Here is a 21,079-nt window from a genome sequence, read left to right as displayed (position 1 = left end):
TCCTATTTTTATAAACTCACACCTCTTTTCCAAGGTATAAAGTCGTCTTGATTTAATTGGACAGCCTTAGGTGTTATTTCACCACTAGCTGCTTTGATACAATATTCTAAAATGTCTTCACCCATGGTTTGGATCGATTTCTCACCGTCTATAATAGGACCGGTATTGATATCGATAATGTCGGCCATTTTGGTTGCCAGTATATTATTTGTTGCAACTTTGATGACCGGGCATATTGGATTTCCGGTAGGCGTACCCAGGCCAGTTGTAAACAGAATTAGTGTTGCACCAGCGGCAGCTTTTCCAGTTGTTGCCTCAACATCGTTTCCGGGGGTACAGACCAAATTAAGACCGGGCTTTGTTGCTTCCTCAGTATAATCCAAGACATCTACAACAGGCGAAGTACCACCTTTTTTCGCGGCACCATTACTTTTTATAGCATCCGTGATAAGTCCATCGCGGATATTTCCTGGAGATGGATTCATATAAAAACCCGAACCAACAGCCTCGGCAGCATTGCTATAAGCGGTCATCAGATCGATGAATTTATTGGCAGCCTTTGGATCGATGGTACGGTCTATTAGATTCTGCTCGGCACCACATAATTCTGGAAATTCGGCCAACAGTACCTTTCCGCCAAGAGCAACTAAAAGGTCGGCAGTATAACCGACTGCGGGATTGGCAGAAATACCGCTGAACCCATCGCTACCACCGCATTTTACACCTAAGGTTAATTTGCTCAATGGTACCGGCTGTCTTCCAAGTTTATTAATTTCTGTCAGGCCCATAAAAGTTTGTAGTATCGCCTCTTTCAGTAATTGTTCCTCACTTTTGGATTGCTGCTGTTCAAATAAGTACAGTGGTTTGTCAAAATCCGGATTACGCAACTTGATATCGTTGACTAGATCGTTCAGCTGTAAATTTTGGCAGCCCAAACTTAATACCGTAATACCTGCGACATTCGGATGGTCGGCATAGGCGGCAAGTAACTTACTCAAGATGGCTGCATCTTGTCGAATTCCGCCACAACCACCCTGATGATTCAAAAATTTAATGCCGTCCACGTTTTTGAATATGCGATCCGATTGCTGCGTAATTGTGTTTAGCTGCCCGAGGGAGGTCATATCCAGTGTTTCTCCCTTTTCATAGGCTTTTAACAGCTGATGGGTGAAGTTCTTGTATTTTCCAGAGACTGAATAACCAAGCTCATTGTATAATGCCTCTTTGATAACATCAAGATTTCGGTTTTCGCAGAAAACGGTTGGGATAAATAACCAGTAATTTGCGGTGCCTACACGGCCGTCCGGACGGAGGTAACCATTGAAAGTTCTTCCGTCAAATTTTGAAACGTCAGGCTTTTCCCAGTGATAATGTGAAGACCTGAAATGGTAAGGCTCGGCTGCATGTTTGGTGTTGTCGGTATTCATGATGCTTCCCTGTGGGATATCAAATTGCGCTTTTCCCACGAGAACCCCATACATATAGATTTCGTCACCAAACTGCATATCCTGCATAAAAAATTTATGCTTGGCAGGAATATCTTCCTGTAGAATATAATGTTTGCCCTCAAACGAAATCGCATCACCTTTTTTGAGATCTTGTAAGGCGACCAAAACATTGTCTTTGGGATGTATCTTTAATACGTTGTTTTTCATCTGTAGCGCTATTTATACTTTTTATTGTCAAGAACTGATGAAATTTCGAGTGCCTTTAATGCCCCTTTTTCAATGATCTGTTGCAATTTCTGGTTGACTGTTTCTTCAAAATGAGGAAACTCCGTTAAATTGATCCCCCATAAATCCGTATCTGAAAGCACGGTATGAACGAGTTTATCTGGATTGCTCCAGGCGACATGTAATCTCGGTGCCAATTCGTCCTGAAGTACAACCGTCCGTCCATTAATCAATTGCTCATATTGATCACCGTTCAGCTTGGATTTTAATAGATAGAGATAAGCCGCAAATCCAAGTGCGAAGAGTTGAGGAGCTTTATTGTGCGTTGTATACCACTTTCTTAGCAGCGGAATATTGCGCATTGCCATTTTTGAGCTATAATTTAAAGCGATGGATTCCCATTTGTGTTCCAGATGTGGATTGGCAAAGCGGTCGATGACTTTGGATGAGAAATCGTTGATATCGGCAACAGAAATACTGTCGCTTAAAATGGCGGGACCAATTTCATCTTGCATTAAAAGACGTATAAATTGATTGAATGCTGTATTTTGCATGGCCTCCTTTACTGTTTCGAAGCCCGCAAGAAGGGCAAGTGCACAACTTAAGGAATGCGTTCCATTGAGGAGCCTTAATTTGATTTCCTTGTACTTTTCAATTGAAGGAACCAACATGACATTCGGATCTGCCAATGCAAAAGAAAGGCGTTGTTGCACACGTTCAGAATTAGCTTCTATCGCCCATAAGCGAAAGGGCTCAGCCATAATCATCAATTGATCCTCGTAGCCCAATAAAGCGCAGGTTTTCGTGTATTCTGCTAAAGGCAATGCACCGGGGACGATGCGATCGACCAGCGTGTTACAAAAGTCATTGGCGGTATCAAGCCAGTCCATAAACTTTTCTGAGAGTTCGTTCAGCTTAGCTAAGGCTGTGACGATCGATTTCAGTTTAGTTCCATTGTCGGTAATCAGTTCGGTAGGGACGACGGTTAAGCCCTTGTTTTTATCCGCATTGAAGTAAACAAATCTGCGATAGAGGATCGCTAAAAGTTTTCCTGGAAAAGAAGTGGGGGGTGCGTCATTGATCGTGTCTTCACTCATAACAATGCCGACTTCGGTAGTGTTGGAGAAAACAATTTCCAGATCCGGATTTTCAGCACTTTTTAATATTTCGGACCAATCTTGGTTGGCCGCCAATACACGAGAAATCGAATTGTTGATTTCGTAATGTGAAATCTCTTCACCATCTTCTATTCCTTTAATAGATAATGTGTATAGATTGTCCTGCTGTTCGAAAGCATCAGCACCGGCCGAACTTGTTGACTTTACAACGAGGATTCTACCGCAAAACAGTTTTTTTTGATTTGCTTTATGGACAAAATAATCTGGGAGGCCTCTGAGCAATACACCGGTGCCAAATTGAAGAATCTTTTCCGGATAGAGGAAAGAGGATTCTGTCGGCTTGCTGATGAGATCAGAATTGATTGTATGTATAGTATGTTGTGTCAGTAACATCTGAAAGTTTTATTATTGAATTTTGTATTGTTTTTTCCACTTTGGATAGTCCTTTTGGATCAGCTTTTCCGGCCAGTTGCCAAAACAGGCATAGCCATTTCTACGCTCCTCTGAAACCTCCTCAAAGTTGTATTTGATTGTATTGTCCCGATCTCCAAACTTTTGTCTACCAACTGTTTGGGCCAGGCGCCATTTGACAACTGGTACTGAAGCATCTTTTCGTCCACTGAATCTTTAGTGCGCACAGTCTGTCCTGTACAGTAATTATGAAACACTGATACCGCGATGAAACTTAGCATACTTATTTTTCTCATGGTCTCTAGTTGTTGATCTGTTTGAATAACCAGTGTACTAAATCATTCGCTGCAGTAAAGTTCTCATATTCCTTAGGTAGCTTTCTTCCATCGGTATACTCATTATATAACCAGGGGTCTCCAATTGCAAATACGGTACCTTTTCCATATTTTGCCGTAGCAATGATGGTATCACCATGGTCTTGAATCAATGTTTGGGCTGGAGCGTTTACCTGTAATGTTGAAATTTCCTTGATATATATTTTTGCCGTACTCGGAAATACGGCGTTACCTTTTGGAATAGCAATTGCTCCCGTCTGAAAGTCATTTCCTTTCACTCGATTGCGACTATCCTCATTGAATGTGATGCCAAATTTTTGTGCAAAGGTATTGAATCTGCTGATTTCGCAGTTGCCGCTATCATTTAAGAAAAGAACGAGTACACCGCCCTGTTTAACCCATTGCGTAATCTGTTGGGCGTCGGTTTCATTCATAAAATGCGGATGCTCAGTTTCTTTCTCTGTGTCGGGGTCTACGATGATATAGACGTTGGATTTTGAGAGATTCTGTAATGTAGGTGCTGTTCTTAATGTGTTTAATTGACCACCATTTTTTTCAAATACCCTACCCAATAGGGAAAACCCGTTGTTGTCGTCACCATCCCAAAGATAGTGGTAGGGTTTAATTTGCCCCGATGCAGTCTTTTTATATTCGTTGTTGAAATAATTGTCCAATGTGACAGTGCGCCTTTTGTTGCCCTTTTGTTCCTTTGCAAATTCAACTTCGGATGCGGCAAGGATAAAAGCACCGACTCCTTTGGGATCATTGGTAACGACTGGTTCGCTCATATAATACGCAAAGCTGCCATCGCGATAATTTTTTCCTCCCAAACCAGAAACTTGAACAGTCTTTGTGAGATTAACACGGTTTTCTCCAGCAGGGGTGATGAATTGTTGTACAAGCCCTTGGTAGCCCCGATCCAGATTTTTCTGAAATGAAGCTGGAATATAACCTTTGCGTAGTGATTTTGCCAATGCAAATACAAACATACTTGAGGCCGAAGATTCTAGGTAATTTCCTTTTCTTGTCCCCAGATCCACAATGTCATACCAAACGCCGGTTTTGACATCCTGATACTTGACAATTGCGGATAACGTTCTGTTTAAGATTGCAAGGAGTTCTTGTCTTCGTGGATGCTCTTCTGGGAAATAGTCCAATATATCGACAAGCGCCATTACATACCAGCCCATACCCCTAGCCCAGAAGTGTGACGATAAACCTGTTTTGGGGTTTGACCAGCTTTCCTTTCTTGATTCATCCCAGCCATGATACAGCAGACCTGTTTTCTTGTCACGCGCGTTTTTTTCCATGTAGCTAAACTGGTTGGCGATATCGTCAAAAGCAGCAGGAATATCCATTAGGCTTGCATATTCTGCATAAAAAGGTTGTCCCATGTACAAACCATCTAGCCACATTTGGTAAGGATAAATTTTCTTATGCCAAAATCCACCTTCATGTGTGCGAGGGTGCTTTTGAAGCTGTGCATATAATTGGTGGCAGGCCTTTAGATATTTTTCTTTACCGGTTACTTTGTAAAGTGTTAATAGCGCGGTGCCATTTTTGATATTGTCGATATTGAAATCGTATGCATCATAGTTTTTAATCGAATCTGGAATGCTGAGATAAGCATCCATGCGCGATTGCATATAATTAAAATAGGTAGCGTCTGCCGTATTGCGCCACACATCTGTCAGGCCTTCAAAAATAACCCCCATATCGTATGACCATTTTGGAAATTTGTCGGTCCTGTTGAATAATGAATCCGGATAGAGCTGTTCAAGTACAGTTTTAGCCATCTGCTCAGAAAAAGGCTTTTGTTGGCCAAATCCAGAAAATGGAACAAGTGCTGCAAGGTTTAAAAGAATTAAAAATAACTTTCTCATCGCGTTCCTAATTTTTGATCGTTAAGCATTTGTCTGTACTTCCCGCTATAAATTGACTGATCTTCTTGGCAGTCCTTGTGTTGGATTTCGATAAATGGATATTAGATTCAACAAGCTTATATTGATCAAAGTCCTTGGTGAAAAGCAGTACGGCATCTCGTTTGAGGTGCAGGTTTACATTGCTCTGCATTTCAATAGGCCCTGTCAACCAAATTCCGGCAGGGATCAGTACCAGACCGCCGCCATGTTCGCTACACGTATGGATCGTTTGGTTGATTGACGCTGTATTAAGTAATTGACCGTCACCTTTAGTGCCATAATTGCCGATATTTAACGTGTCTTTCTTAAATTCGACCTGTTGTACGATAGGATGGGCAGGCTCTTGGGCTATACACAGCTGTGGTAGCACGAGCAACAATCCAAGAGCGGATTTCAATGTACGTGAATAGTGCTTTTTAAACGAATTCATTTTTTACATTTTGGTTTAAAAATGGTTATTTGTAAAAGCAATTGTACATTCTTTGTCCCTAACTTGGATGAAAAACTTATGCAATCGTTACCGGTCATTATTTATCGATCAAATGTAAGGTTTGGTACCCAATCCTTGAGTACACGTTGGAAATTAAGGCTATCGGCCTCTCTATCTGTTAACAGGCAACTCCATTTGACACGATTTTGTGACATTGAGCCCGCGCCTTTGTTTTTATATTCTGCGAAATAAGCTGTTTTCTCATTTGACTCTTTGCCCCAGTTGTGCCAACCTTTGTCTTCAATAAATTTGGGAAGGTTACAATGCATGAAGATTACTTTGGCATAAGGTCGCCAAGGGCGTCCCAGATTTTCGAAAGAAAGGTTTATGGCCGTAAAATCGTCCCCATAGCAATAAAAACTTGCTGAGCCAGAAGTACCCATTTCCTCACCAAAACGATTTTTCTTTTGCGCATAATCGTCATAACTGATAATCGTTTTAAATTTATCTTCACCGACTAATGTAACAAACTGCTTGCTCCCCGGGAGGATGATTTTTTCGCGATATGTCCCGTTTTTGATATATATTTCCGTTTCATTTTTTCGAAAATCAGGGACAGCATCAATGGCGTCTTGAATTGTTGTGAAATTTCCCGTACCATCTTTTGCCACGACAAAATCATAACTCTTTACTTCCGCAGCAAAAAGAAAAAAAGGAATTAAAAAAAAGGAAAGTATGATCGTTCGCATTCCAAATTGTTTAATTGGTCAATGAAATTACCAATATTAAAGCCTTCCTTAAAGGAAATCCATCAAAATAAATGCGCAAACGTTATCGGTCACGTTTGTGCAAACCGATTGAAACGACAATTCTAGCATGCTACCATGGCATGAAGCGTGCACTTGTATCTTGAAATATTGCGTGTTTTGGATACCTTTGATTGAGTTCATATAGCCACAAAAGGATGTTTAGAACGATTAAGAGTCCTAAATTGTCTATATGGAGTTCAATTGTATTGCATTTAAAAAGCAATTTCTCTAAGTTTGTTCAACAAATTTCTCAACATGGACATCCAATCGCTCTATCAGATTTATAAGCAGTATCCAAATATTACAACGGATACACGTAAAATTGAAAAGGATAGTATTTTTTTCGCCTTAAAAGGTGCTAATTTCAATGGGAATACTTTCGCCGAGAAAGCACTTGAAATGGGCGCTAAATATGTTGTTATTGATGAAGAGACCTACCGAAAAGGAGAAGCGTATATTCTTGTTGATGATGTTTTAAAAACACTACAGCAGCTTGCAAATTACCACAGACACCAGCTACATATTCCAATTATTGGGGTGACGGGTACGAATGGAAAAACGACTACGAAGGAACTATTGTATGCCGTTGTTTCACAAAAGTATAAAGCATACGCGACAAAAGGAAATTTGAATAATCATATTGGTGTTCCCTTAACACTATTGGCAATAGATGATTCCATTGAGCTGGCAATCATCGAAATGGGGGCAAACCATTTGGAAGAAATAGCTTTGTTATGTGGAATTGCCGAACCGACACATGGTTTGATTTCTAACGTTGGTAAAGCCCATCTAGAAGGTTTTGGGTCTTTTGAAGGAGTGAAGAAAACTAAAGGTGAGCTATACGATTGGCTGCAAGACCATCAAGGTGTATTATTTTTGCAGGCCGATAATCCACACCTTAAAGAAATGGCTTCTGATCGCCAGGTAGCTAACATTGTCACTTATGGTTTTTCGGAAGATAATGACGTGATTGGAAAGCTTCTTAAAGCAAATCCCCTCTTGCAAATTGAATGGCAAAAAAAGGGCATGGCCGAATATTATGTAATTGATACACAGTTAACAGGTTCTTATAATACCGAAAACTTTCTTGCAGCAATTGCAGTAGGTCTGCATTTTGGCGTTTCTTCCGAGGCGATCAATCGGGGTATTGAAGGCTATACACCCACGAATAATCGCTCGCAGATTATGAAGACGGCCCACAATACGCTGATCTGCGATTATTATAATGCCAATGCAACAAGCATGGCCGCTGCGCTGGATAATATCCGGATTATTGAAGCGGATAAGAAAGCTATGGTATTAGGTGATATGTTTGAATTGGGGGCGGAATCATTTGAGGAACATAAAAAAATTGTTGAAAACGTAAGATCTATTCCGGCAGATCGCAAAATTTTTGTCGGCAAAGAATTTTTCGCGCATCGGTATGAAGGTGGTGAGTTTTATGAAACTACTGCCGAAGCAAAACAAGCAATCAGCGAAAAGCCGATAACTGATGCCACAGTTTTATTGAAAGCATCACGCGGCATGGCTTTTGAAAATCTGGTCGATTTACTATAGCCTTTTTAGCCCTGTGTTATGCACAACTAGGGGATAAGTTCGGGGTGCGACCATATTGCGGCCATGGTGCTCCCGCATTGAATGTACTTAAAAAGGTGGACTCAACGTGGACTCACGGTGGACTTACTGTGGTCGCAGGGCGAAGATGGTAGGAGTTTGCTATAGCGTTGGTGCCTCTGGATACCGAATTACTCACCAAGCAGATTCGAGTAAAAAGGAAGTGCAAAACAATTAGTTTTGTCATGTAAGGATTAAATAATGATGAAAATGAGCAAATTCGTTCCGCGAAGAAATGATGCTCATTTGGAAAAACGTACCTTTGTTGCGTATAATGGATAAAAGACGTTTTTTTTTGGAAATAGCCTATTTCGGGCAGGGATATCATGGTTGGCAAATTCAGAATAATGCAATTTCCGTGCAGGAAGTGCTGAATAAAGCGCTTGAAACCCTGCTGCGGGAGCCCATTGAAACAACGGGGGCTGGCCGTACAGATACAGGTGTTCATGCTAAGCAATTGTATGCGCATTTTGATGCAGCTCCTGTGGGTATTCTGCAAAAAGCTGATCGTTTTATTCATTCGCTCAATGCCTTATTGCCTTTTGATGTGGCCGTTAAGCGCTTGATCGAAGTGGAACCCGAAGCACATGCTCGCTTCGATGCGACACAAAGATCATATGAATACCATCTTCATTTTCATAAAGATCCTTTTATCTATCCCTATTCATGTTTTATGCGCGATCGTCCGGATGTTGAAAAGATGAATGAAGCTGCGCAATTCTTATTGGGTAAACAAGATTTCGAATGCTTTAGTAAGTCTCATACGCAGGTGTTTACAAATATTTGCGATATTCGTAGAGCAGAGTGGGTATGGCATACTGAACAACATCTCGTTTTTCACATAACTGCAGATCGCTTTTTGCGCAATATGGTGCGTGCCATTGTAGGGACATCGTTGGAAATAGGGATAAAAGGCAAGTCCGTTTCATTTATGCAAGATGTTATTCAAAGTAAAAACCGTGGAAAAGCGGGCGTTTCTGTACCTGCACATGGTTTGTATTTAACAGAAGTGGCATATCCTTATATATAGAATTTAATAGATATAGAATTTAACGTGAGTCAAGATAAAATAACTGGTAAAACCTACGATATCAATTTAGTGAAACGCATGAGTCGCTATATGCGACCCTACCATGTGTCATTTTGGATATCGGTCGTTCTAACGATATTGTTGGCCGCCGTGGCGCCCGCTTTGCCTATGCTAATTCAGCATACATTAGATAGCTATATTTTAAACTTCGATACAAGCGGCTTGTCCCTCATGCTGATAGCGATGTTGGCATTGGTTATTCTGCAGACCTTGATTCGTTATTACCATACCCTAATGACAAATACCCTGGGGCAGTCGGTCATCCGCGATATCCGGATTCAGGTATTTAACCACATTGTTCAACTCAGGCTAAAATATTTTGATCGTACGGCGTTGGGAAAACTGATTACACGTACCATTTCTGATCTGGAGACTCTTTCCAATATTTTTTCTGAGGGCTTGATCCAGATTATCGGTGATTTATTGCAGCTGGTTGTTATTCTGGTTGTGATGTTTTACTCCGATTGGAAGCTGACATTGATTGTTTTAATACCCATGCCCTTGATGGTAGCGGCAACTTACGTTTTTAAAGAGGCGATGAAATCTGCTTTTATTGATGTGAGGAAATGGGTTTCCAATTTAAATACCTTTTTGCAGGAACACATTACGGGAGTCGGTATTATCCAATATTTTGCGCGTGAAAAGCAGGAAATGGATAAGTTTAAAGAAATTAATGCACAACATCGAAATGCACATATTCGAACCAATTGGTACTTCTCTATCTTTTTTCCTGTTTTGGAAATTATCATGGCCATTGCTTTGGGATTATTGGTGTGGTTTGGTTCCAAACAAATTATGGGTGATGTGATCTCTCCGGGTGTAGTTGTGGCCTTTATCATGTATATCAATATGATCTTTAGGCCCATTCGGGAACTTATTGACAAATTCAATACACTTCAAATGGGTATGGTGAGCGCTGAACGTATTTTTGAAGTTTTGGACACCGATGAAAAGACACCAAATTTGGGGACGTTGGAACCTGCACACATCAAAGGGGAGATTGTGTTTCGCGATGTTTGGTTCGCCTATAATGAGGAGAACTGGGTTCTAAAGGATGTTAACTTTAAAGTTAATCCGGGCGAGACTCTAGCTTTAGTTGGGGCTACTGGTGCCGGAAAATCTTCTACAATTAATATTCTGAGCCGTTTTTATGAAATCAATAAAGGTGAAATTCTATTGGATGGCCGTAATATCCGGGATTATGATCTCGATTATCTGAGAAATACCATTTCGACGGTATTGCAGGATGTATTCCTCTTCTCGGATAGCGTCATCAATAATATCACATTGGGTGATCCTGGGATATCTAGAGAACAGGTAATCGAGGCAGCAAAAGAAGTGGGCGCGCATGATTTTATTATGCGACTGCCTGGGGGCTATGATTATGATGTGAAAGAGCGGGGAGCAACCTTATCTGCGGGGCAGGCTCAATTGATTTCTTTTATACGGGCTTTGGTACACGATCCTCGGATTCTTATTTTGGATGAAGCGACTTCTTCGGTAGATACCGAAACGGAAGAAATGATCCAACATGCAATTGATAATCTCATGAAAGGAAGAACATCGATTGTTATTGCCCACCGCTTGTCCACCATTCAGAAGGCGGACAAGATTATTGTGTTGGATAAAGGCGAAATCAAGGAAATCGGAACGCATCAGGAATTGCTATCTTTTGATGGTTATTATAAAAAACTATACGATTTGCAGTTTCATTCCGCGGGGATTTAATTAAGCGATTATACTTTCTTTTGGGATAGTTTCTTCGTCTTCGATACGTGTATTTGCTTTAATTTCTGAACCGCGGCCTACTAGAACGTTTGCTCCGATCGAGACATTTGGTCCGATGTTGACAAAATCTTCAATTATGGTATTACTTTCGATAACGGCGGAACCGGCAATAACGCAGTGGTTGCCTATTTGTACATCTGGAGCGATCGAAGCGCCAGGGAGAATAATGGTGCCTTCACCAATTTCGGCTCTTTTTGATACGTAGGCTTTGGGATGGATGAGGGTCTGGAAGTTCCAGTTTGTGTTTTCTGACACAATCCTTTGGCGAAGACCAGGATTCTTGACTGCGACAAAGAAATTTTCTTCCGTGCCTTTTGATTCATGATGAAGTTGAACCTCGTAATCAAATACATCTTCAATTAGTAGCGATTTGTCAATAAGACCGCCAATTTCAATCGCTAAATCTTCTGCTACATCTACCGCAGTTTTAGCATGAGCGGTTGCTCCGTATATGTATAACATCGTATTTTTTTTTCGCAAAGATAAAGCTTTCTAAAAAGAAGCGCTTTGGTATGATGTAAAAAAATACAACAAAATGTCAGGTTTGATTGTTTTGGTGTTTATAGAGCTGTAGGGTTGGTTGTTTTTTCGGTCGCAATTATATTGCATATGAAAATCAATTTATCTAAGTTTGTTGATATACAAAAATTAAACTATGATTCAACGTATCCAAACTGTTTATTTGCTGATAGCAGGATTAGTCATATTTGGCTTGTTTCTATTTCCCTATGTTAATTATAGCGATTTAGTGGGTTTAGGAAAAAATGTGAAGGTGACTGGTGTGTATAGTGTTGCTGCTGGCCAGTCGGTACATGAGGGGGGATTTGGTTATATTCTCCAGACTGTGGTGACCGTGTTATTGGGAGGGCTTCCGCTATTTACGATATTTAAATTTAAAAAGCGTAAAGTTCAACTTTTGCTTATATGGGTAGAGATTGTGGCGATCATCTTATTTGCAATCTGGTTATACTCTTCTGCAAGTACTCATCTTGCCACCGTGAGCCAGTTTTTAGGTGCCGGGAATATCGGGGTAGGTTTCTTTTTGTTGCCAATTTCGATTATTTTCTGTGCGTTAGCTATGGGTGGAGTACGTAAAGATGAAAAGTTAATCCGATCTGCCGATCGGTTGCGGGCGTAATTTTGAAACGATAACACAATAATAGTCAAAGCCACGGTCTTCGTGGCTTTTTTAAGTATAATATGATATGAATGTTTTTTTTAGATATGTTGTTGTCTTGATGCTCTTTCTTGGAGGTGGGCTTGTAAAGGCTCAGTCAGCAGATTCATTGCTGGTTGTCGACGATATTCAATTCGATGTAAAGGAATTTCACTTCGATGAGGGTAAGAATGAATTGGTGATCAATTTGTTTGCGACATCTTATAGTACCGATCCGCGGGAATATAAAATGAATACCTTTTCCACCCAAGTGTTGGATCAGAAGAAACAACCCCATTTCTTTTCAACGATTCAGATGGGAAATGTTTTGGTTAAATTTGAAGATAAGCAGAATTATCTGCACTATTTGCTAGAAGAAGATAAGCCTGTGGATATACAGGTGATTGTAAAGGATTGGAAGAAAACGGATAAGCCGGTTATGATTAAACTGGTATTTGAGAGCAGTACAGAGGAGGGTGAATTTTTGGAAGTTCCTATTTCATTAAAGAAATAATAGATTTTGGCTCTTGACAAAAAAAGCTTCGAAGTTATACTTCGAAGCTTTTTTTGATTATTCGATATTATCGATTGTATCTGATCTGCTGTTTGTCCATCATGCCCATCTGGTCTTTCATCATTTTGATCTGATCAGCTAATAATTTATTTTTATCTGCTTTTTTAGCTTCTTGAAGAAGTTTTTCGGCTTCACGCTTATTGCGCTTAGCCATGGCTACACCGGCTAGGCTCAATTTTGCTAAGGCGATATTATGGTCCATATGTAGACCCAATGCCAATGCTTTCTTAAAATATTTTTCAGATTGCATAGGTGCACGTTGTGATTCGATCAATCCGATCAGCATATTGTAGTAACCGTGCTGTTGTGGGATCAATTGCTTTTCGTAGTTGGTGATTTTACGTAGCCATTTTTCAGCTGCGGCCATATTTTGTTTACGCATATACCATTGCGCAATCAGCATATATTCGTGGAAAAATACAGTAACAAAACCTAAGATCGTGATCAAGATACCTAAGATTCCCCATCCCCAATTTCCGGTCCAGAATAAGGCAACTGTTCCGATAAGCAATGCACTGCAAATAATGATTCTAACGAGATTTGACATAAATCTTTGTTTAAAATATTTGTATTCAATTTAATTCTGCAAATATCCGTTAATTTCACCGTTTAAGCAACTCGTTCAGGTGGTTATTTTGTAAAAATGTGTTTTTCCCCTGAAGAGGATATGGATAAACGAGATGTGCTCGTGTTTTTTTGCTGTAGTCCCTTAAGAAGAGCTTATGTGGATAAATTTGCCTTTATATGCAACTTTATCTATGTTTGGGGTATGGAAAAGCAATACGATGATTCTTGGGCTCCTGTGCTAAAGCCTTTGTTTGGTCAGCCTTATATGAAACAGCTGTCTACTTTTGTGCAAGAAGAGCGGCAGAAAACGAAAGTGTTTCCACCGGCAGATCTAGTGATGAATGCTTTTAAGCTGACGCCATTGGATCAGGTAAAAGTAGTTATCTTAGGGCAGGATCCTTACCATAATGATGGGCAGGCGCACGGCTTGTCTTTCTCTGTGCCAGAAGGGATTGCTTTGCCGCCATCCTTAAAAAATATCTTTAAGGAATTACAAGACGATATACCCGGTTTTGTTGAGCCGCATGCTGGCGATTTGACGTATTGGGCCAAGCAGGGGGTGTTGTTGTTGAATGCGACATTGACAGTACAGGCGCATTTAGCTGGTTCACATCAGAAGAAAGGTTGGGAGATTTTTACAGATAGTATTATTCATGCCATTTCGGAGCGTTGTGAACATGTGGTATTTCTGTTGTGGGGAAGTTATGCCCAAAAGAAAAGTGTGCTTATTGATGCTAAGAAGCATCTTATACTAATGGCGGTTCATCCCTCACCGTTGTCTGTCTATCGTGGTTTTTTTGGTAGTAAGCATTTTTCACGCGCAAACCAATATTTGATGGAACATGGTAAAGACCCAATTGATTGGCGCCTGGTTTAAGTTTTGTCTTGAGTTAAATAAACATCATTGCCGGTGATCGTCGCATGGAGCAAATACGTCCAAAAGCGAGATTCCGGTAATGATATTTTTGATTGGGCTTATTCCTTCGCTTAATATTCTATTCGCTTAATATTCTAAAGGAATAATTGGTTCTTTTTTGCTGGTTGACATAATCATCATGGTTTGGAATGTCTTTACAAAAGGTATTTTGGAGATTTTTTCCATGATGACGCCTTCATAAGCTTTGATATCTTTTACGTAAACCTTGAGGATGAAATCACAATTGCCTGTGACGTGGTGGCATTCGGTCACCTCGGGTATCATTTTGACAGCAGCAACAAACTCAGGGATAGCGTTATGTGTATGGAAATCGAGTGAGATCTGGATAAACGATTTTATTCCGAGTCCCAGTTTCTCCTCGTCTACAAAAGCATGGTAACTTTTGATGAAGCCAGAGTTTTCCAGTTTTCGCACACGCTCTAAAGTTGGTGCGGGAGATAGTCCGATGCTAGATGCTAGTTGCAAATTAGTTATACGACCATTCTCTTGTAATAGTTTAAGAATTTTTAAATCTGTTTTATCCGGTACAAAGGGCATATCTTAAGTCTTAATAATCAATAGTATTTGTAAATATACAAAATTATATTTGGAAATTTAAAAATATACAAAATTATTGATGATTAATAGATTTTAGCTATATTATGATTGTTTAGTTATAATTTTAATCGATGTAAAATCATTTGACTGTCATAATCGATTGAAATGTGCTCATTTTAATGAAATGGAGTGATAAATGTCATTTTTTTATTAAAAAGGCCTTCGTATGGTGCTATTAAATGCTGTTTTATTGGCTTTGAAATTGTAACTTTGCAGTTCGATAGGTGCGGAGGTGAAGCCCTCCCAAATTAGTTAAACCGTGAGAGCGCAATATGAGTACTAAAGACGACGATTTGTTAAAAGAGCTGGAGCTCGAAGAATATAAATACGGGTTCACGACAGATATCGAGATGGAAATTGCAGCCAAAGGCCTTACTGAGGATACGGTTCGTTTTATTTCGGCAAAAAAGAATGAACCTGAATGGCTATTGGAATGGAGATTAAAAGCTTTCCGTCATTTCTTGACGTTAAGAATGCCTAGTTGGCAGAATTTCAAAGCTCCTGAAATTGATTTTCAAGAGATTTCCTACTATGCAGCCCCGAAAGCAAAACCACAGCTTAATTCGATTGATGAAGTTGACCCTGAGTTGATTGCTACCTTTGAAAAATTGGGGATTCCTTTGGATGAGCAAAAAATATTGGCAGGAGTTGTGGCGGTAGATGCTGTCTTTGACTCGGTATCTGTCAAAACAACGTTTCGTGAGAAATTAAAAGAACAAGGTGTTATTTTCTGTTCATTTGGTGAGGCTGTGCAAGAGCATCCTGACCTGGTGAAAAAATATTTGGGTACAGTAGTTCCACAGACAGATAACATTTATGCAGCGTTGAATTCTGCAGTGTTTTCGGACGGATCCTTTGTTTACGTTCCAAAAGGCGTTAGATGTCCAATGGAATTATCTACCTATTTCCGTATCAATGCACAGAATACCGGACAATTTGAACGCACGTTGATCATTGCAGATGAGGGAGCTTATGTTTCTTATTTGGAGGGATGTACTGCGCCTATGCGTGATGAAAACCAGCTGCATGCTGCAGTGGTTGAATTGATTGCCGAACGCGATGCTGATATTAAATATTCTACCGTGCAAAACTGGTACCCTGGTGATAAAGATGGAAAAGGTGGTATTTATAACTTTGTAACCAAGCGTGGAATCTGTAAGGGCGATAACAGTAAAATCTCCTGGACACAGGTAGAAACTGGTTCTGCAATTACATGGAAATACCCCGGGGTGATTTTAAAGGGTGATAACTCTATTGGCGAGTTTTACTCTGTAGCCATGACACGTAATTATCAGGTAGCTGATACAGGAACGAAGATGGTTCATTTGGGTAAAAACACGAAATCTAAAATTATTTCTAAAGGTATTTCTGCCGGTAAGAGCCACAACAGTTATAGAGGTTTAGTGAAAATCGGTCCAAATGCAGACAACTCACGTAACTTTACACAATGTGACTCCTTATTGATCGGTGATAAATGTGGGGCACATACATTCCCTTATATCGAAAATAGAAATAAGACAGCCAAATTAGAGCATGAGGCGACTACTTCCAAAATCGGTGAGGACCAAGTATTCTATTTGAATCAACGTGGGATCGATTCTGAGAAAGCTGTTGGTTTAATTGTCAACGGGTATGCAAAGGAAGTATTAAATCAATTGCCGATGGAGTTTGCTGTAGAAGCTCAAAAATTATTGGCAATTTCATTAGAAGGTTCAGTAGGATAGATAAAAAATCATTGGGAATGTAGTTTATGACGCTACATTACACCATACTCAATACGAATAAAATGTTAAGCATTAAAAATTTACATGCGTCTGTAGAAGACAAACAAATATTAAAAGGGTTAAACCTAGAAGTAAAAGCTGGAGAAGTTCATGCGATTATGGGACCAAATGGTGCTGGTAAAAGTACATTAGGTAATGTATTGGCAGGACGTGAATCATATGAAGTAAGTGAAGGTTCTGCACTATTGGACGGTGTAGATTTATTGGATCTTTCACCTGAGGACCGCGCACGTGAAGGGCTGTTTTTGGCTTTTCAATATCCTGTTGAGATTCCGGGCGTATCGAATATCAATTTCTTGAAAACAGCTGTAAATGATATTCGTGAGTATAAAGGCCTTCCTCCAATGGAAGCGAAGGAATTTTTACAAATGGTAAAAGACAAGCAAAAATTGGTTGAGTTTTCGGCTAATTTGGCTAACCGTTCTTTAAATGAAGGATTCTCCGGTGGTGAGAAAAAGCGTAACGAAATTTTTCAATTAGCGATGTTGAATCCGAAATTATCTATTTTGGATGAGACAGATTCTGGTTTGGATATCGATGCACTTCGTATCGTTGCAAATGGCGTGAATCAATTGCGCTCTAAAGACAATGCTTTTATTGTTATTACACACTACCAACGTTTGTTGGATTATATCGTTCCAGATTTTGTTCACGTATTGTACAATGGCCGTATCGTGAAATCGGGACCTAAAGAATTGGCTTTGGAGCTCGAAGAAAAAGGATACGATTGGTTAAAAGAATATGATACACAAAACGCCTAATCTTTTACCTGAGTAAATAGGATTGGAAGAGAATTTTGGCGATTTGATTAAAAAATAACATGAGTACATTAGTTTCAGAATCATTACTTCAACAAGTGTTGGGAGCTTTCAAAGAGCAGGGCGTTTCAGACGAACCTTCGTTTTTCGTGGAGGCCCGCCAACTTGCATTCGAGCGTTTCGAAGCAGCAGGCTTTCCCACCGTTAAGAATGAAGAATGGAAATATACAAACATCCACAGTATTATCAATAAGCCTTATGCGCTTGATGTCGATGTGGATATCGAAGGCTTAGACTTTAGTGCAGGGGAGATTCCTCAATTGGATGCCTACCGTATTATCTTGGTGAATGGTCAGTATGTGTTAGCGGTAAGTGAATTAGAAAATGTGAAGGGACTGACGGTTATTCCAATGGATGAAGCCACTTCAGAGCCTGCATTCGAGAGCCATTTTGCTAAATATGCGGATAAGTCAGACAATATTATGGTCGCATTGAATACGGCTGCTTTTACAAATGGTGTTTTTATACATTTGAAAAAGGGAGTTGTACTTGATAAACCAATACAGATTATTCATGTCGCTACAGGGAAAGAGGATTTCTTTGCACAAACACGCAATTTGATCGTTGTCGAGCCAAATGCTGAGCTTGAATTGATCGAAAGCTTTATCACTGCAGAAGGTACTGCAAATAATGTACACAATAAGGTCTCTGAGATTATCGTCAAAGAGAACGCTAAAGTACAACATTATTATTTACAGCTCGCAGAATCTGTAAGCCGTTACTTTAATCATACAGAGGTATACCAAGAAAAAGATAGCCTTTATAATAATTACAACTGTAATTTTCCTGGCGCTTCTTTTATCCGTAACAATATCAATGTTCGCTTGGATGCAGCACATGTGGAGAGCCATTTATATGGAATCAACTTAACTGCAGGTGATCAATTGGTCGATAATCATACCATTGTAGACCACCTTAAGCCACATTGTGAGTCTTACGAATGGTATAAAAATATTACACAGGACAAGTCCATTGCGGTTTTCAATGGAAAAATCTTTGTGCGTGAGGATGCTCAAAAAACAAATGCTTTTCAACAGAACAATAATATGTTGATGTCGGACAATTCGGCGGTTTACACCAAGCCACAATTGGAGATCTTTGCAGATGACGTAAAATGTTCACACGGATGTACCATCGGTCAGTTTGATAATGAAGCCTTATTTTATTTGAGAGCAAGAGGAATTGGTGAAGAGTCTGCACGTATCCTGTTGGTACATGCATTTGCATTTGACGTAACGACACGTTTCTCTAATGAAGTTGTTCGCAAATATGTTGAAGAGCTTGTAGAAGAAAGCCTAAGAACAAATTAAATCCATTTAGGATCATATACTTTTAAATATGGCGTTTACCGATACGGTGAACGCCATTTTTTATAGAAACAATTGGATCTACGGTACCTGTTTGTAGTTTTGTACGACCATGTACATGTCTTTATATACAACTTACGCTTACAAACCTTGGGTTTTATAGCGTGTTCGCTTTTTCTCTTGTTAAGATCTCTATCGAAAAATAGATAGGAGGGCCTCTTTATATTAGGATATTGGGATATTATCTTTTTTCAATGCTCCAATTAGGAGGCTGGCAAGAAAGGAAGTATAATGCTATAAAACAGAAAAAGCTTCCAAATTTTGGAAGCTTTTTTAGAGCGAAAGACGAGATTCGAACTCGCGACCCCAACCTTGGCAAGGTTGTGCTCTACCAACTGAGCTACTTTCGCGTTGATGCTACAAAAGTAAGGCATTTATTCGTATTCTGCAAGAGAAAAAACAAAAAATGTTAACTTAAATTGATCGCATCAACACAATTAATACCGTCTATAGCCGCTGAAATGATACCTCCGGCATAACCCGCACCCTCACCACAAGGGTAAAGTCCTTTGACCTGAGGGTGTTGTAAATCTTCTTTATTTCTAGGAATCCGAATCGGTGAAGATGTCCGTGATTCTACACCAACTAAAATGGCTTCATTGGTATAATACCCCTTCATCTTTTTGCCAAAGATTGGCAATGCACCGCGTAATGCTTCGTGAACAAAAGCAGGTAGCACTTCGGTGAGATCTGCAGATGCTGTTCCGGGTTTGTAAGAGTTTTCTGGCAGATCCATAGACACACGTCCTTCGACAAAGTCGACCATACGTTGTGCCGGAGCAACGAGTTTACCGCCACCTACGGCAAAAGCTTTTCGCTCGATCTCTTTCTGAAAATTAAGTAATGCAAAAGGATCCTTATGTGCATTGGCAACGTCCTCAAGGTTAATCTGAATAACGGTGCCTGAATTGGCGTGCGGATTATTTCGTTTGGATGGGGACCATCCGTTGACAACAATTTCATTTAAATCTGTTGCACAGGGAGCGATAACGCCACCTGGGCACATGCAGAATGAAAATACCCCACGGTCATTAACCTGTTCAACCAAACTATAATATGCAGGGGGTAAATGCTCGCTTCTAACCTGACAATGGTATTGCGCCTGATCAATAATTGACTGCGGATGTTCGATGCGCACCCCCAATGCAAAGGCTTTGGCTTCGATCAGCCAGTTATTACGGTGAAAAAGCTCAAAGATGTCCCGTGCAGAGTGTCCTGTTGCTACGATGACGTGATCGGCCTTAATTTCTTCGCCACTGGCTAACTTGACCCCGCGCACATGACCGAAAGATTCTAAAATGTCGTCGACACGTTGGTCAAAATGAAATTCGCCCCCAAATTCAAGAACACTCTCGCGCATTGCTTCAATAATATGCGGCAGTTTATTTGTACCAATATGTGGCCGTGCATTGACTAGAATATCTGTCGTAGCACCATGGGAGACAAAAAGATTGAGCACTTTGTCTACATCACCTCTTTTATTGGAACGTGTATATAGTTTCCCGTCGGAGTAAGTTCCGGCTCCACCTTCACCAAAACAGTAGTTTGATTCGGGATTTACGATGCCTTCTCGGTTCAGCTTTGCTAGATCGCGTCTACGGTCCTGTACTTTCTTACCGCGTTCGATTACAATTGGTTTGAGCCCACGCTCAATGCAGCGGATAGCCGCAAATATGCCGGCAGGGCCTGCACCAATAATAATAACGGATTTTCCGTCTTTGACAGACTTGAAATTATTTTCGTAGATTTCAGGAACAGGCAGTTCATCGATATAGTAGATAACCCTTGCCCGGTAGACCACCTGCTTGCTTCGGGCATCAATTGAACGTTTCCGGATTTTATAACCTTTGATTTGCTGGGGTTGAACGCGTAAAGCTTTTATGCCCTGCTGTATAATGTACTGTTCGTCCTCGATCCTTTCTGGAAGTATCGCAATTTCGATTTCTTTTTGCATAGTATGAGGGCTGGGTTTTTATCCCAAAACCGAGACAAAGTTAATGAATATTGGCTATTTGGAGATTTGGAAATAAAAATATTCTTATCTTAGTAAGAGCTTGGTATATGCTTTGATAGTGTAACCGTATAATTT

At 40.1% G+C, this 21,079-nt stretch carries 19 protein-coding genes and 1 tRNA gene; 9 read left to right on the top strand and 11 right to left on the bottom strand.

Annotated features, from left to right (window positions below):
* Nucleotides 1-8 precede the first annotated feature (8 nt).
* From M2419_RS26425 to M2419_RS26400, 6 genes are all read right to left on the bottom strand, one after another.
* Nucleotides 9-1,655, bottom strand: coding sequence for a UxaA family hydrolase (locus M2419_RS26425; protein WP_159727539.1), 1,647 nt, complete (start codon nucleotides 1,653-1,655; stop codon nucleotides 9-11).
* Between the two features lie 8 nt (nucleotides 1,656-1,663).
* Nucleotides 1,664-3,184 carry a tagaturonate reductase gene (locus M2419_RS26420; RefSeq protein WP_259256187.1) on the bottom strand — a complete coding sequence of 507 codons (1,521 nt, stop codon included), beginning with the start codon at nucleotides 3,182-3,184 and terminating at the stop codon, nucleotides 1,664-1,666.
* Between the two features lie 12 nt (nucleotides 3,185-3,196).
* Nucleotides 3,197-3,322 (bottom strand): pectate lyase, encoded by a 126-nt coding sequence (locus M2419_RS26415; RefSeq protein WP_259256301.1) that lies wholly within the window; start codon nucleotides 3,320-3,322, stop codon nucleotides 3,197-3,199.
* Nucleotides 3,323-3,503: 181 nt separating this feature from the next.
* Nucleotides 3,504-5,420 carry a glycoside hydrolase family 88 protein gene (locus M2419_RS26410; protein WP_259256180.1) on the bottom strand — a complete coding sequence of 639 codons (1,917 nt, stop codon included), beginning with the start codon at nucleotides 5,418-5,420 and terminating at the stop codon, nucleotides 3,504-3,506.
* Nucleotides 5,421-5,427: 7 nt separating this feature from the next.
* Nucleotides 5,428-5,889 (bottom strand): hypothetical protein, encoded by a 462-nt coding sequence (locus tag M2419_RS26405; RefSeq protein WP_182330610.1) that lies wholly within the window; start codon nucleotides 5,887-5,889, stop codon nucleotides 5,428-5,430.
* A 101-nt stretch (nucleotides 5,890-5,990) separates the two neighbouring features.
* Nucleotides 5,991-6,638 carry a pectinesterase family protein gene (locus M2419_RS26400; protein ID WP_259256176.1) on the bottom strand — a complete coding sequence of 216 codons (648 nt, stop codon included), beginning with the start codon at nucleotides 6,636-6,638 and terminating at the stop codon, nucleotides 5,991-5,993.
* 315 nt (nucleotides 6,639-6,953) lie between these two features.
* Between M2419_RS26400 and murF the strand changes: the two genes are divergently transcribed.
* The 3 genes from murF (at nucleotide 6,954) to M2419_RS26385 (ending at nucleotide 11,130) form a co-directional block, all read left to right on the top strand.
* On the top strand, nucleotides 6,954-8,255 hold the full coding sequence (gene murF, locus M2419_RS26395; RefSeq protein ID WP_259256171.1) for a UDP-N-acetylmuramoyl-tripeptide--D-alanyl-D-alanine ligase: 1,302 nt from the start codon (nucleotides 6,954-6,956) through the stop codon (nucleotides 8,253-8,255).
* Between the two features lie 331 nt (nucleotides 8,256-8,586).
* Nucleotides 8,587-9,342, top strand: a complete 756-nt coding sequence (gene truA / locus M2419_RS26390) for a tRNA pseudouridine(38-40) synthase TruA (RefSeq protein ID WP_182330612.1) — start codon at nucleotides 8,587-8,589, stop codon at nucleotides 9,340-9,342.
* A gap of 24 nt (nucleotides 9,343-9,366) precedes the next feature.
* A complete protein-coding gene (locus M2419_RS26385; protein ID WP_202883709.1) occupies nucleotides 9,367-11,130 on the top strand; it encodes an ABC transporter ATP-binding protein in 1,764 nt (587 codons plus the stop codon).
* Here the strand turns inward: M2419_RS26385 and M2419_RS26380 are convergent, their stop codons facing one another.
* Nucleotides 11,131-11,652 (bottom strand): acetyltransferase, encoded by a 522-nt coding sequence (locus M2419_RS26380; protein WP_153844460.1) that lies wholly within the window; start codon nucleotides 11,650-11,652, stop codon nucleotides 11,131-11,133. It lies immediately after the preceding gene.
* A gap of 193 nt (nucleotides 11,653-11,845) precedes the next feature.
* On the opposite strand from M2419_RS26380, the gene M2419_RS26375 reads away from it, so the two are divergent.
* Both M2419_RS26375 and M2419_RS26370 read left to right on the top strand, forming a co-directional pair.
* Nucleotides 11,846-12,328, top strand: coding sequence for a DUF4293 domain-containing protein (locus tag M2419_RS26375; protein ID WP_075990265.1), 483 nt, complete (start codon nucleotides 11,846-11,848; stop codon nucleotides 12,326-12,328).
* A gap of 67 nt (nucleotides 12,329-12,395) precedes the next feature.
* Nucleotides 12,396-12,860 carry a hypothetical protein gene (locus M2419_RS26370; protein WP_182982357.1) on the top strand — a complete coding sequence of 155 codons (465 nt, stop codon included), beginning with the start codon at nucleotides 12,396-12,398 and terminating at the stop codon, nucleotides 12,858-12,860.
* Nucleotides 12,861-12,927: 67 nt separating this feature from the next.
* Here the strand turns inward: M2419_RS26370 and M2419_RS26365 are convergent, their stop codons facing one another.
* Complete coding sequence (locus M2419_RS26365) at nucleotides 12,928-13,467, bottom strand: hypothetical protein (RefSeq protein WP_075990263.1); 540 nt, start codon at nucleotides 13,465-13,467, stop codon at nucleotides 12,928-12,930.
* A gap of 222 nt (nucleotides 13,468-13,689) precedes the next feature.
* On the opposite strand from M2419_RS26365, the gene ung reads away from it, so the two are divergent.
* A complete protein-coding gene (ung, locus tag M2419_RS26360; RefSeq protein WP_153844458.1) occupies nucleotides 13,690-14,364 on the top strand; it encodes a uracil-DNA glycosylase in 675 nt (224 codons plus the stop codon).
* 126 nt (nucleotides 14,365-14,490) lie between these two features.
* Here the strand turns inward: ung and M2419_RS26355 are convergent, their stop codons facing one another.
* Nucleotides 14,491-14,961, bottom strand: coding sequence for an Lrp/AsnC family transcriptional regulator (locus M2419_RS26355; protein WP_259256165.1), 471 nt, complete (start codon nucleotides 14,959-14,961; stop codon nucleotides 14,491-14,493).
* 332 nt (nucleotides 14,962-15,293) lie between these two features.
* On the opposite strand from M2419_RS26355, the gene sufB reads away from it, so the two are divergent.
* The 3 genes from sufB to sufD all read left to right on the top strand — a co-directional run bounded on the left by sufB (nucleotide 15,294) and on the right by sufD (nucleotide 18,933).
* The gene (sufB, locus tag M2419_RS26350) at nucleotides 15,294-16,745 is read left to right on the top strand and encodes a Fe-S cluster assembly protein SufB (protein WP_259256163.1); all 1,452 of its coding nucleotides are present in this window, start codon (nucleotides 15,294-15,296) and stop codon (nucleotides 16,743-16,745) included.
* 62 nt (nucleotides 16,746-16,807) lie between these two features.
* The gene (sufC, locus tag M2419_RS26345) at nucleotides 16,808-17,566 is read left to right on the top strand and encodes a Fe-S cluster assembly ATPase SufC (RefSeq protein ID WP_046673119.1); all 759 of its coding nucleotides are present in this window, start codon (nucleotides 16,808-16,810) and stop codon (nucleotides 17,564-17,566) included.
* Nucleotides 17,567-17,625: 59 nt separating this feature from the next.
* Nucleotides 17,626-18,933: a Fe-S cluster assembly protein SufD gene (gene sufD / locus M2419_RS26340; protein WP_153844456.1), complete on the top strand. Its 1,308-nt coding sequence runs from the start codon at nucleotides 17,626-17,628 to the stop codon at nucleotides 18,931-18,933.
* Nucleotides 18,934-19,267: 334 nt separating this feature from the next.
* On the opposite strand, the gene M2419_RS26335 is transcribed toward sufD, so the two are convergent.
* Both M2419_RS26335 and M2419_RS26330 read right to left on the bottom strand, forming a co-directional pair.
* Nucleotides 19,268-19,340: transfer RNA gene (locus M2419_RS26335), tRNA-Gly, on the bottom strand.
* 59 nt (nucleotides 19,341-19,399) lie between these two features.
* Entirely contained in the window at nucleotides 19,400-20,944 is a 1,545-nt protein-coding gene (locus M2419_RS26330; RefSeq protein WP_259256162.1) for an NAD(P)/FAD-dependent oxidoreductase, read from the bottom strand.
* Nucleotides 20,945-21,079: the final 135 nt, after the last annotated feature.

Source organism: Sphingobacterium sp. BIGb0116 (assembly GCF_024808035.1).
Lineage (GTDB): Bacteria > Bacteroidota > Bacteroidia > Sphingobacteriales > Sphingobacteriaceae > Sphingobacterium > Sphingobacterium paramultivorum.
This window is presented reverse-complemented; position numbering and strand designations above follow the sequence as displayed.